The 13,507-nt window shown below is 30.8% G+C and carries 7 protein-coding genes and 1 pseudogene; all 8 read left to right on the top strand.

The window, feature by feature from the left end; all coding sequences use genetic code 11:
• The first annotated feature begins 52 nt into the window (after positions 1-52).
• The 8 genes and pseudogenes from guaA to HMPREF0629_RS03775 all read left to right on the top strand — a co-directional run bounded on the left by guaA (position 53) and on the right by HMPREF0629_RS03775 (position 13,396).
• The gene (gene guaA / locus HMPREF0629_RS03745) at positions 53-1,570 is read left to right on the top strand and encodes a glutamine-hydrolyzing GMP synthase (protein WP_009222038.1); all 1,518 of its coding nucleotides are present in this window, start codon (positions 53-55) and stop codon (positions 1,568-1,570) included.
• 504 nt (positions 1,571-2,074) lie between these two features.
• Positions 2,075-2,429 (top strand): annotated as a pseudogene (mobC, locus tag HMPREF0629_RS03750) (plasmid mobilization relaxosome protein MobC).
• Between the two features lie 167 nt (positions 2,430-2,596).
• Positions 2,597-2,815, top strand: coding sequence for a helix-turn-helix transcriptional regulator (locus tag HMPREF0629_RS03755; RefSeq protein WP_009222039.1), 219 nt, complete (start codon positions 2,597-2,599; stop codon positions 2,813-2,815).
• Positions 2,816-4,798 (top strand): site-specific DNA-methyltransferase, encoded by a 1,983-nt coding sequence (locus tag HMPREF0629_RS03760; protein ID WP_009222040.1) that lies wholly within the window; start codon positions 2,816-2,818, stop codon positions 4,796-4,798. It abuts the gene before it with no gap.
• A 1-nt stretch (position 4,799) separates the two neighbouring features.
• Positions 4,800-7,409, top strand: coding sequence for a DEAD/DEAH box helicase family protein (locus HMPREF0629_RS03765; RefSeq protein ID WP_039856581.1), 2,610 nt, complete (start codon positions 4,800-4,802; stop codon positions 7,407-7,409).
• A gap of 3 nt (positions 7,410-7,412) precedes the next feature.
• A complete protein-coding gene (locus tag HMPREF0629_RS07815) occupies positions 7,413-9,053 on the top strand; it encodes a hypothetical protein (protein WP_050747990.1) in 1,641 nt (546 codons plus the stop codon).
• Positions 9,050-11,173, top strand: coding sequence for a hypothetical protein (locus tag HMPREF0629_RS07820; protein WP_050747991.1), 2,124 nt, complete (start codon positions 9,050-9,052; stop codon positions 11,171-11,173). The genes HMPREF0629_RS07815 and HMPREF0629_RS07820 overlap by 4 nt, the downstream gene beginning before the upstream one ends.
• 288 nt (positions 11,174-11,461) lie before the next feature.
• Positions 11,462-13,396, top strand: coding sequence for an AAA family ATPase (locus HMPREF0629_RS03775; RefSeq protein WP_009222042.1), 1,935 nt, complete (start codon positions 11,462-11,464; stop codon positions 13,394-13,396).
• The last annotated feature ends 111 nt before the right edge of the window (positions 13,397-13,507 follow it).

Genomic DNA, 13,507 nt, shown 5'->3' on the forward strand with positions numbered 1-13,507 from the left:
CAATGAAAAAATTTCAAAATTATCATATAATATAAAAAAGGAGGTAGGGTATATGATTTTAGTCGTAGATTTTGGAGGACAATACAACCAATTAATTGCAAGAAGAGTAAGAAATTTGAATGTATATTGTGAGGTTGTACCTTATAATAAAGCTCTTAAGAGTATAGATGAAAAAAAACCGCAGGGAATTATATTTACAGGCGGACCTAATTCAGTATATGAAGAAAAGGCACCGCAAATTGAAAAAGAAATATTTGAGAGAAATATACCGATACTTGGATTGTGCTATGGAATGCAAATAATGGCACATACACTTGGAGGAGAAGTAAAACCGGCAAAGCAAAGAGAATTCGGAAAAACGATTCTGAATATAAAAGATTCTTTGATTTTTAATGGCATACCGAATGAAAATTATGTTTGGATGAGTCATGTAGATAGAGTGGAAAAATTACCGGAAGGATTTGAAACAATAGCCAATACTGATAATTGTCCTATAGCAGCTATGCAAAATAGAGAAAAGAAACTTTATGCATTACAATTTCATCCGGAAGTAAATCATTCACAGTTTGGCAATGAAATGCTTAAAAACTTTATAACAGAAGTTTGTAAAGTTGAGCAGAATTGGAATATGTCAAACTACGCAAAGATGGCAATAGAAGAAGTTAAAAATAAAGTTGGAGACGGAAAAGTATTACTTGCACTATCAGGAGGAGTAGACTCATCAGTAACAGCAGCATTACTTTCAAAGGCAGTGGGCAGCAAACTTACATGTATATTTGTAGACCATGGCTTAATGAGAAAAAATGAAGGGGATGAAGTTGAAGCTGCATTTAAAAATTCCGGCATGAATTTTATAAGAGTAGATGCTGAAGATAGATTTTTAAATAAGCTCAAAGGAGTAACAGACCCTGAGGCAAAAAGAAAAGCAATAGGCGAAGAATTTATAAGAGTATTTGAAGACGAAGGAAGAAAAATTAAATCTGTAGATTTTCTTGCACAGGGAACAATATATCCGGACATAATAGAATCCGGACTTGGAGATGCGGCAGTTATAAAATCACACCACAATGTAGGTGGACTACCGGAAGTAGTGGATTTTAAAGATTTGGTAGAACCGCTTAAAATGTTGTTTAAAGATGAAGTGAGAAATTTAGGTAGAGAACTTGGACTACCGGACTACTTAGTAGATCGTCAACCTTTCCCCGGACCTGGACTTGGCATAAGAGTAATTGGAGAAGTAACAAAAGATAAGCTTGATATATTAAGAGATGCAGATTATATCTTCAGAGAAGAATTAGAAAAAGCGGGACTTGGAAAAGAAATAAATCAATACTTTGCCGTACTTACAAATAACAGAACAGTAGGAGTAATGGGTGACTTTAGAACATACGATTATACACTTGCACTAAGAGCAGTAAAAACAACAGATTTTATGACTGCTGATTGGGCAAGAATACCTTACGAAATATTGGATAAAGTATCAAATAGAATAGTAAACGAAGTAAATAATATAAATAGAATAGTCTATGATATAACAAGTAAACCACCGGCAACAATAGAGTGGGAGTAGAAGATATTTTATAGAAAATGGCTTATTTTCAAGGTTTATAGCCTGTTGAAACAAGCAACTGGGACAAAATTGGGCAAAGATTTCAAAAAGAATAAATTGAGTAATAGCTCCCAGTGGCTTTACAATTGAATAAAAAAATCAGACCGTAGCATAACTTGCTATGGTCTTTTAGTGCCTTTGAAAGTGAATGTTTGATGCAAATTTTATATAGGCAAAACGTAATTTGTAGAAACTGTTTGCATTTTAATTCAATAGTTTGTCATCAACTATAGATTGGAGAACAATATGATAAAGACGGAACAGTATAAACAAAATATCCCGATGGAATTAAGACACTAGAGCTGTTCTTATACTATTAGTATATGAGCAAGCACAGTAAGTGTGTGTACACTTACGGAAAAATGACCTCGACAATTAAATAGTTTATTTAATATGAGGTATATTTTTTAGCTTGTTAGGGAGAACCCTAAGACCTCAAAACTTAATAGAAGGAGGATATTTAAGATGGAAGATGGAAAAAGAAATATAAGGTTGAGATTTGACTTGACAGATAAAGAAGGAGAATTATTTGAAAAGAAAAAAGAAGAATGCGGAGCTAAAAGCATGAGTCACTTTATACGCAAAACTGTTTTGGAAAAGGAGATATATGAAGTGGACTTAGAACCATTGAGAGATTTATACGGAACATTATCCATCGTTACAAACAACTTAAATCAGATTGCCAAGAGGGTAAATAGGACAGGAGTGATTTATAAAAACGACATCGATGATATGAAAAAAAGCTATTGATAAGTTCTCAAAAGAGCAAGGGGCTATACATTTGCCGTTGCTGAATAGGAAGAAAGAAACCAGCGAGTAAATGCATATATTTTAGTTTTCTTGTATATATTAAATATAGCGATTGCGTAAAACTTATAGTGATAGTCTTAAGATTAAGCTAATTATTTAATATCTGGCAATAACTTTGGACTTGTGATATATTTTATGTATAAAAAATCCAGCAAGTTGGAATTTGGAGGAATAATAATGAAATTTAATTACAATGGTCTTTGGAAAGTGTTGATAGATAAGAACATGAAGAAAAAAGATTTGGTTGATAGAACAGGTGTATCTCCAACAACAATATCAAAAATGGTTCGAGGAGAAGCCGTCTCATTATCTGTAATAGGGAAAATTTGTGAAGAGCTTGGAACAGATATTGGGGATTTAATCTGTATTGAAAAGAATAGCTTGGAGGATAAATAAATGAATAAAAACATTTTTGAAATAGTCGTGGAAGTATTAAAGACAAATTCAAAATATATTTCTGATGATGGTAAATTGCTCAAGGCGATAGTTTATAGCGATGTAATGACAATGGATAAAGAATTGTTATCTTTACTTTTATCTAATGAAAAAATCAAAGAAAGTTTTTTTGAGGATATAAACGGAACTCTTGTTTTCGATAAACAGAAGTTTGCTTGGTTTATTGAGTCGAAAGAATTCTTACCGGACTCATATACGAGATACACAAATAAAATCGGATTAACTAATGGAGGAGACTTCATTTCTAAGTCGAATGATGTGGTATTAGACTTTCCGTATAAAGATTGTGTACTTGAAGGTGGTCAGGATAAGGAAGATCAGAAGCGTAAAGAGATTTTCTACAACGAGACTATTGCGAGCGATGAGATTAGTAAAATGCTTGCTCCGAAAGTTTTTACGAACGCAAAGAGATATACGAAAGACGGCATCGAAGAAAATATTACTTTTGATGAGAAAGATAACTTAATTATTAAAGGAAATAACTTGATTGCACTTTCAAGCTTACTGAAACGATATGAAGGAAAAGTTAAATGTATTTACATTGACCCACCGTACTACTTTAGTGTGAACAAAGATGAAGACACATTTGCTTATAATTCCAATTTCAAATTGTCCTCTTGGCTTGTATTTATGAAAAATAGACTTGAGATGGCGAAACGATTACTTTCGGATGATGGAGCATTATTCGTACAGATAAGTGATGATGGTGTTGGTGAACTTCATTGTCTTTTGAAAGACATATTTGGAATAGAAAATTTCATTAACAAGATTACTGTTAAAACAAAATCACCGTCAGGCTTTGCTTCTGTAAATCCAGGAGTTTTTGAAACGGCAGAATATATTCTTGCATTTGCTAAAAATAAGAGAAATTGGAAATACAATATTCAATATGTTGAAAGTGGTTACGATGTTAATTATAAATCAGTCGTAGTTAACAAGAATGATCCGGCTGAAAAGTGGATAATAAGGAATATCGTTGACATTTTAGCGGAAGAACGTGGTTATGATAATGCAAAAGACATGCGAGATAATCTTGGGAAGTTAGTTGTAGATGAGCTTGTTGCAGAATATGCATTAAATAATGCGGATTCTGTTTTTCGCTATACTGCGATTGGGAATAATGCAGGTCAAATAGTAGTGAATACAAGAAATAAGTCAAGAGAAGAAGTTGAAAAGATATTTACTGTTGAACGTGATGGGCATTATACAGTTTATGTGCATAAAGGTCAAGAAATTGCATTTTATTCTAAAAAACTACATGAAGTGGATGGGAAAATTGTTCCGTCAATGCAAGTTTCAAATATCTGGACAGATACATCATATGAGGGAATTGCCAACGAAGGTGGTGTAACTCTAAAAGGTGGCAAGAAACCGGAAAAGTTAATTCGCCGAATTATTGAAATGGCTTCCGATAAAGGAGACTTAATTCTTGATTATCATTTAGGAAGTGGAACAACATGTGCAGTTGCACATAAAATTGGACGCAAGTATATCGGTATAGAGCAACTTAAGTATGGAAAGGATGATTCAACTGTTAGGCTTGAGTCTGTTATAAAAGGTGATTCTACAGGCATATCAAAAGCTGTAGATTGGAAAGGTGGAGGCTCATTTGTTTACTGTGAGCTTCTTGAAAACGCAAGTACGCTCATTGAAAAAATTCAAGCGGCTTCAGAAGAAACAATCTCTGAAATAAAGAATGAAATCTATATAGATGAACGCATTGTTCCATATATCACAATAGAAGAGCTTAAGAACGCTGATGAAGAATTTGCTTCATTAGAATTGGAAGAGAAGAAAAAGGCTCTTATCAGCTTAGTTGATAAGAATAAGCTATATGTCAATTACTCGGATATAGAGGATGAAAGCTATGCTGTAAGTGAGTCGGATAAGGCGTTCACCAAATCTTTCTATGCGGAGGTCTAATATGGCGGAACAATTTTTATACGAAAAATTAGATGTCGCAAAAGAAGTTGGTATGAGTATCGATTTTCCTGAAATTATCAAAAGTGGACTCTCAAAGAAAATCTCTCTAAGAGAGTATCAGATTGATGCCTTTACAAACTTTGCTTTATATTTTGACAATGATGGATTAAGAAAAAATAAGCAAGTCCATACTCTTTTTCATATGGCGACAGGCAGCGGTAAAACTGTCATTATGGCAGGCTTGATATTGTACTTATATATAAAGGGGTATAGAAAGTTTTTATTCTTCGTAAATCAGACTAATGTTCTTGAAAAAACGATTGATAATTTCATCAATCCGCTTTCAAATAAGTATCTATTCAATGATGTTGTAGAGTACTTGGGGAAAAAGGTTAAGATAAAAAGGGTTGAAAATTTTAGCGGTAATGTTTTAGATGATGACATCGAAATATTGTTTACTACTACGCAAAAGCTTCATATGGATTTATTTGAAGCGAAAGAAAATTCGCTGACCTATGATGACTTTGAAAATAATAAAGTGGTTTTTATTTCTGATGAGAGCCATCATATCAATTCACTAACTAAGAAACCTACTAAAGACGAAGAAGAAGCTGCTAAAAGCTGGGAATACTCTGTTACAAATGCTTTGTCACGAAATAGAGATAGTATTATGCTTGAATTTACGGCTACTTGCGATTTAAAAGATGCAAATGTATTACAAAAGTATAAGGACAAAATCATCTTTAACTATCCGCTTATTTCTTTTAGGGAAAGCGGATATACAAAAGACTTCCAGAACTTCGCAACAGATACCGACTTGTGGGCAAGAACACTTATGGCTCTCGTAATGAGTGAATACAGAAGGTTTTTGTTTGCTGACTTAAAACTCAATATTAAGCCTGTGGTTATGCTTAAATCGCAAAAAATAGATGAGTCAAAAAGTTTCTATGATGAGTTTTTCAAGAAAGTAAAGGAATTGACGAGCTACGAACTTCAGAATTTGGAATTAGTCGGAATTGAAAAATTAACGGAAGCGATAAATTATTTCAAGGAAAAGGATGATACTCTGGAGCTTTTGGAGCAGTCAATTAAGACTGCATTTAACGAAGATACTTCGATAATAATGAATGGTTCTTCAGATAATAACAAGGAAAACCAGTTATTAGTTAATTCTTTGGAAGACCTTGATAATCCGATTAGGCTTATTTTTGCGGTAGATATGTTAAATGAAGGTTGGGATGTACTTAACCTCTTTGATATAGTCCGTCTATATGACACAAGACAAAGTAAGTCGGGTGGAAAGATAGGAAGCTATACAATTAAAGAAGCACAGCTTATCGGAAGAGGTGCGAGGTATTGCCCATTTGTTGTAGATGATGAGGAACTTAAATTCAAAAGAAAATTTGATGGAGATATATCGAATCCGAATCGTATTTTAGAAACAATGTACTTTCATAGTAAAAACGACTCAAGATATATATCAGAATTAAAGAATGCCCTTATAGAAACAGGATTGCAGGCACCTGATCCGATCATCTTGGAGTATAGATTGAAAGATGAGTTTAAGGACAGTGATTTTTATAAGAAGAGCTATGTGTTTTCTAATAAGAGATTGCTGAAGGGACGAGATGAAGTACATTCTCTTGAACCGAGTATGAGGACAAAAACATATTACTATACAGCCCTTTCAGGTAAGGGGAATATAGTAAATCTTGTAGGTGATGATACTCCAAGCACAAGTACCATTAAGACAAACCTGAAGAGTGTTAAATTCAAGGATATAGATTATAATATTTTACTGGGGGCTATAGAATGCTTTGAGGAGCTTCGTTTTGACATACTTAAAGAGAAATATCCATCTCTAAAATCAATGAGGGAGTTTTTAACTTCAGATGAGTATCTCGGAAACTCTAATGTGGAAATAACATATTCTCAAGATGAGGTAAATGGAAAGATTTTATTTTCAGCTTTAAAACACGCTTTAGTAAAAATTGAGTCGCATGTTATGGCTATAAAATCCGAATATGTTGGTTCTAAAGAATTTGAACCTAAACAACTTAAAGTGGTTTTGAAAGATAAGAAAATCAGTTTAGGATCAGTTGAGGGGAATGGCGGAAAGGGTAATTCACAAAACAATTGCTCCAATGAAGAATACAGATTAGACTTAACAAATGAGAGTTGGTATGTATTTAATGATAACTACGGAACAAGCGAAGAAAAGCTTTTTGTAAAGTATTTCAAAACACACATAGAGCCAAAACTGAAGGAAAAGAATCTGGAATACTATGTTGTTAGGAATGAAAGAATTCCTGAATTGGCTATATATTCTTTTGAAGCTGGAGAGAGATTTGAACCTGACTTTTTACTGTTTGTAAGAAAGCAAAGAAGCGAAGGTAGTCTAATTTATCAAGGATATGTTGAACCTAAAGGTAATCAACTCTTGGATAATGATGCTTGGAAAGAGGAATTTTCAATGCAGATTGAAAAGGAGCATTCGGTTTCAGGTCTATTTGCAAATGATTACAAAATAATCGGATTTCCGTTCTTTAATAATGATAATAGGATGGAGGAATTTGAGAAAGCGATTAACACATGGATGGAGACGGTGTAATTTATGGAAAATGAAAAAAATAAGTTTAATGCTCTTACCTCGGAAGTGCTAAATGAAAATAAGCAAATATATACAGAAGCACTTGATTATGCTTTGGGTAATAGCGATATAAAAAATATCGCTATTACTGGTATATATGGTGCAGGGAAAAGTACTGTATGGAAAACTTATGAAAAAGAAAGAAAATTAAAAAATATCATCACAGTTTCGCTAGGGAAATATAAAGATGATATCTCTTTAGATAATGAAGATGAACTTGAAGAAAAATCAAAAGATAATAATAGAAAAGTAGTCGAAATCTCAAGTCCTAACACAGATAAAAATGAAAATAATAGAATTGAGCGACAGATAATTAACCAGATACTATCGCAGGTTGAACCAAAAAATATTCCTTTAAGCAAGTACGCATTCAAGAAGAATAAAGATGTAATTTCAATATTGGAAAATATATTGCCAATCATATCTTTTATGTTATCGATTGGAATTTGGATGTCCAAAGATGTCCTTTCCCCAGCTTTAATTTTATATCCAATTGGAATAGGAAAAATTACTATAATTTCAACAGTTTTAATTTTATATCCAATCATGTATTGGAGTTATAAATTTTTCAATTCTAATCGTTTACATTTATCAAAGATAAATGTAAAGGGAGCTGAAGCAAATTTTAATGAGTTAGATTATGGAGATGAAACGATCTTAGAGAGAGATATGAAAGAAATTGTATATCTTTTGGATTGCTCAGGTACGGAAATTGTAGTGTTTGAAGATCTAGATCGTTATGATAATGTTGAGATATTCACGAAGTTAAGGGAATTAAATTTTTTACTAAACTCATTTTTATCAATGCAAGATAGCAAGATAAAGAAAAACATAAGATTTGTTTATATGTTGCGTGATGGGTTATTCCTATCAAAAAACAGAACAAAGTTTTTTGATTTTATAGTTCCTGTTGTTCCGGTGATTGATTCAAAGAACTCAGAAAATAAATTAAATGAAGCTATAAAAGTCGCAACTAATGTGCCTGATAAAAAAGTTATAGCGAAAATATCGCTTTATATCGATGATATGCGTTTGTTGAAAAATATTGTAAATGAATATCTAGTTTATGAAAATATTATAGCAATTCAAGAACTTGAATTGGATGCAAATAAGCTTCTGGCATTGATTGTTTTAAAGAATATTTTTCCTAGAGAGTTTGACTTATTGCAAGAAGATAAAGGCTACATCCATAGTATTTTTGAGAATTCAGAGAAGTATAAGATTAAAGCTAAGAGTGAATTAAATGATAGATTGAAAGATGTCTCTGATGAGTTAAATTTTCTTAATGGGCGAGATAAAAATAGCAAATTTGAAGCAATGGCATCAATGGTTTCACCTAATGTATGCAGATATGAATATGATAACAGCTCTTCGTGGGCAGAATTTCTAAAGGATAAGTCATTGAATCCAGATTGTTCATTTAGAATAAGTTATCTCTATACTGGGAATAATTCCACTTGGGATGATTTTAATTATAAGACATTTATTGAAAAGTTTGTTTTAACGACACAGGAGAGAAAGGATGTAGTGGATCGTTTGCCAGAAAATCGTCAATCTCGTATTCAAGAGCTATTGCAAGAAAAGAACTCTCTTGAAAACAGATGAGAGAAATAAGTTTGTACTCCGTAAAAGATCAGTTGAAAATACTAAAAGCTAGCGAAGTAAACCAAGTATTTACAGAAACAGAAGATATAATTACACAAAACCACTATTTCCCTTTGATTCGTTTTTTGGTTATGCAAGGATTAATAGATGAAACGTATTGGCATTATAAAGGTTGTTTCTATCAAGGAAGCTTAGGAAAAAATGACACAATTTTTATAAAAAATCTATTAGAATCTAAAGAACAAGACGTTTTTCTTGATTTAGAAAATCCGATGGAAGTAAAAAATAGATTGGATATGGAGGATTTTCATAGATTCAACATTCTTAATAAAAAACTTTTGGAATCTTGCATCATATCAAGTAGTGAGGATGAATTGATTGCAATAATCGCTTCTGTAAGAGAAAACGACAATTATGAGTCACTAATGCCTATTTTAGATGCATACGAATATGAAACAATCAAAAAATTTGTAAGCATAATTATGGGAACTAATGAAGAAAAACTTGTTGAGATATTGGAAGAAAGCATGATTAAAAATTCTATTACTTTTGGTAATTTGCTTATGTCGATTTGTACACACATTTATACAAATATAGATACTTTAAAGTTATTTAGTTCATATATAGAACAAAATGAGAATGTTGTATCTTTAATTAGCAATGATGAATTTGAAAGATTTATAAACAATATCTCTTTAGCAGAAATAAAATTCTATGATATTGCTGAGTCGGAAGCAAACACAGAAAGAATTAAAGAAATTGAAAAGACTCAAGCTTACAGGCTAAATGTAAAAAATATAACATATATTACTGAGAAAGTATTAGGACTAAAGAGTGATTATGGAAATCTTTTAAGTGATATTTTTACTTCTGATTCGCTTGCTTCAACAAAAGAATATTTAGAAAGTAATTTTGTTAAATTTGTTGGACAATATATAGATGAAAATATAATGAATGAAGCATACCGAAATAATGAACATATCGTAGTTAAAATAATGAACTCTAATTTATCCAAAGAGTACAAGTTAAAATATATTGAACGAAATAAAATAATTGTTTCAGATATTAGTAAAATAGAGGAATTGAAACAGAATATTTATTTAATAGAGGCATTAATCGCTAGAAATAAGATGTTGTTTAACTTAGACAATATTAATAATTACTGGAAATCCATTGATGAATATGATGAAGCGTTTACAAAGTATTTCGATCAAAATATTAATGATTATAATTACGAAGAAATATTGTCGGGAAATATAGCGATTAGCAATTCGTTTATAAATACCTCTTTTGTTAGTGAGCAAGTGTTTGAGTATGCTTTAAAGTGTGCAAATAAGCAAATTGACAATATTGATGAAACCATTGGTAAAGAAAGAGTTATGAAACTAATTAATAAAAAATTAGTTTCACTAACTAATGAAAATCTTAATGTTTTGTTAAACAACAAATTTAATCACGAGATAGTAAAACTTGTTAATATGCAATTGAATGGGCAACAAGATCAAGCTGTTGCTATGATTTTAGGTTTAACAACTACACCAGCGTTAATATATGAACTTGTTAACAGTAATATTTCAGATGAAAATGCAAATAAATTGATAAGCGTGATAATTGATGATGTACTGATTGAGAAAATTGATTTCGAAAAAGTATCAGTTATTGAATATGTAATGGAGCGAGGTTTGTCTGATGTTAACATAAATTATATATGCAAAAACTTTAAAAGTTTTAAACTCAAGTATGAATTTATAAAATACTTAGATTCGAATAATAAGTTCAGCAAAATTAGAGAAGAAAATCTTAATCCTGATTTTATTCAGCTAACTCTTTCTAGACCAGATGTTTCGGTCAGTTCAAAAATTGATATTGCTGTAATTAAGATAAAAGGTAACGCTAATAAAGATGAATTAGCAGAAATTTTCTCGAGTATAGACGATATTGCAGAATTAGTAGATGTATGGAATAACAAGAGACCGGCATTGAATAATTTTTATAAAGAGCAGGTAGGAGAAGCTTTAATAAATTTTGGATATGTCAGCAGAAGAAATGATAGGGACTGTGTAAGAATAATGGAACGAAAGAAAGGAAATTCCAAGAAAGTAGAAGACCATTTATTATAAAAAGTAGATAGTCACCTATCTATCTTCTTACACATATATTTCTCATAGTTTTTCTTGATTTGATACAACACTGGGACTAGGATGGGTAAAAAATCTAAAAACGAGATTAAATTGTGAATTTTCCAATACAAAACAAACGAAAAGTCTTTATTTTGAACGGTTTTGGATGAAGCGAACAGTAGAAAAAGAAGGAAGATGATAGAATGAATAAAGAACTTAAGGGTATGTTTTTAGAAGATGTTTCTAATAGTTTATCTAATAGTAAGATGAAGTTTTAGGAGTTTTAATATGATAAATAAATTATTAATTAAAAATTATCGATCCATTAAAAAAATAGAAATTAATAATATTTCTAATTCCTTAGGACTAATAGGCGAAAATAGTTCAGGAAAAAGCTCTATATTATCTGCTGTTTTAGCTTTTTTAGGGGAATATAATGTAAAAGATTCAGACTTTAGATTTGATAAAGATGGAAATCGTGAAGAAGAAATTGTTATAGGGATCGGATTAGATTTTGATGATTTAGAGATTAAGAGAATATTGTATGATTTAGAATTAAATGAGAATAAGCCATTATGGTATGCTAATGCACTTGAGAATTCTAAAGGTCAAAGGACTAGAAATAAAGAAAGCAAATCATATATAAATGATTTAAGACAAAATATAAAAAAAGAGTGGGGATTTGGAAGGAACAGTACATCAGCATATTTTAAAGTAATATATTATAGAGAAGATGGCAGTGTTAGAAATAGTATTCACCTAACAACTTATGATTTTAAAGAAAATGAAGAAATAAAACTAAAGGAAAAAGAAATAATACAGATTAAAAGAATTATTCAACCTAGGTATGCATATTTGCACGATGAAAGAAATTTCAATGAAGAAGGATTAGGTAAAACAGACAGTACAACTAATAAATTGTTTAATTTGTTGTTACCCTCTATGAATGTTAAAAGAGATTTGGAAAATAAGACAGTTGAGGAAACTCCTATTTCTGAATTATCAATTCCACAAATTAATCAATATTTATTAAAAAAAATTCAAACTGAAGCACAAAAGGTAACTGCTGAGCTTAATAGAAACTTTAAGGAAACATATAATGATAATGTGGAAATAGAATGGCAATTTTCAAACCGGCTTTTTGAAAACATAAACATAAAAACAAATTTCAAGTTTTCTAATATAAATTCTAATATTGATTTTCAATCGGTTGGTTCTGGAACAAGAAGTATGTATAAGATAGTCCTGTTACAAACATTATTAGAAATGCAGAAAGATAAAGCAGAGCCAGTTTTATTTTTACTAGAGGAACCTGAATTGTATCTTTATCCTAAATTAGAAAAACAAATGTCAAGATTTATTTGTGATATTGCTAGGGATAACCAAGTGTTTGTAACGACGCACTCTCATATGTCGATTGTGAGTTTCAAGAAAGGATCTTTGTTTAAAATTTATAGAGAAAATGAAACTAAAAATGCTTTGCCGGTTACTAGAATCCATAGAATAGACTCTAGTTTAGAGGCAATGAAATTATTAGGGTATGATATTACTTATCTTTTAGGTAAAGATTATCTTATTTTTGTTGAAGGAAAAGAAGATCAGAAGGCATATGAATATCTGATTAATAAAATTTTTGGTGCTGAATGCAGCTCAAAATTCATGATTATGACAAGTGTAAGTAAACTACAAATGGCTGTAAATTGCAGTGTATTAAAGTATATTAATACAAATTCGAAAAGTGTATATATTGCAGATTCGGATGGAGGAGAATCTCAAGATATTAAAAATAAAATCGTATCAGAAATAATAGAACATGACAAAGAATTAAATGTGGACGATATGAATAATAAAATTATTTTAACTAATTACTGTATGTTAGAGTGTTATACATTTGAAAAAGATTTATTAAAAAATAATATGACAGATGAAGAGTTTGCTATAAGAAAAATACAATTTATAAATGACAATAAAGAAGAAATTAATAATTGCTTGGATGGTAGGAAGAAAAAAAGATTGGATGAGTTTGAAATAAGTTCATTATCCGATAATGAAAAATTCGAATATGTTAGAAAATATGGTTTTACAAAAAAATTGATTAAAAAATTCAGAGGGATTATCGGAGGGTCTGGATTTAAGAAGATAGATCAACTAAACAAAGAAGAATTAGAAATGCATTGTTCTTCCTTAATCCAAGATTTAAAAAATGTATTTAATTCTATTTAACTGGAACTGGGACTGGAACGGGTAAAAAAATCTAAAAACAAGCTTAAATTAAACAAATTTCCCAGCACATAACAAACGAAAAGCCTTTATTTTGAATAGTTTTGGATGAAG

Origin of the sequence: Peptoniphilus sp. oral taxon 386 str. F0131 (genome assembly GCF_000090945.1) — a bacterium.
GTDB lineage: Bacteria > Bacillota > Clostridia > Tissierellales > Peptoniphilaceae > Anaerosphaera > Anaerosphaera mikwangii.

What these genes read in the sequence shown, in the direction of transcription:
- HMPREF0629_RS07820 (WP_050747991.1), top strand. Translation starts at nt 9,050, where the DNA reads ATGAGAGAAATAAGTTTGTACTCCGTAAAAGATCAGTTGAAAATACTA.
- HMPREF0629_RS03760 (WP_009222040.1), top strand. Translation starts at nt 2,816, where the DNA reads ATGAATAAAAACATTTTTGAAATAGTCGTGGAAGTATTAAAGACAAAT.
- HMPREF0629_RS03775 (WP_009222042.1), top strand. Translation starts at nt 11,462, where the DNA reads ATGATAAATAAATTATTAATTAAAAATTATCGATCCATTAAAAAAATA.
- guaA (WP_009222038.1), top strand. Translation starts at nt 53, where the DNA reads ATGATTTTAGTCGTAGATTTTGGAGGACAATACAACCAATTAATTGCA.
- HMPREF0629_RS03765 (WP_039856581.1), top strand. Translation starts at nt 4,800, where the DNA reads ATGGCGGAACAATTTTTATACGAAAAATTAGATGTCGCAAAAGAAGTT.
- HMPREF0629_RS03755 (WP_009222039.1), top strand. Translation starts at nt 2,597, where the DNA reads ATGAAATTTAATTACAATGGTCTTTGGAAAGTGTTGATAGATAAGAAC.
- HMPREF0629_RS07815 (WP_050747990.1), top strand. Translation starts at nt 7,413, where the DNA reads ATGGAAAATGAAAAAAATAAGTTTAATGCTCTTACCTCGGAAGTGCTA.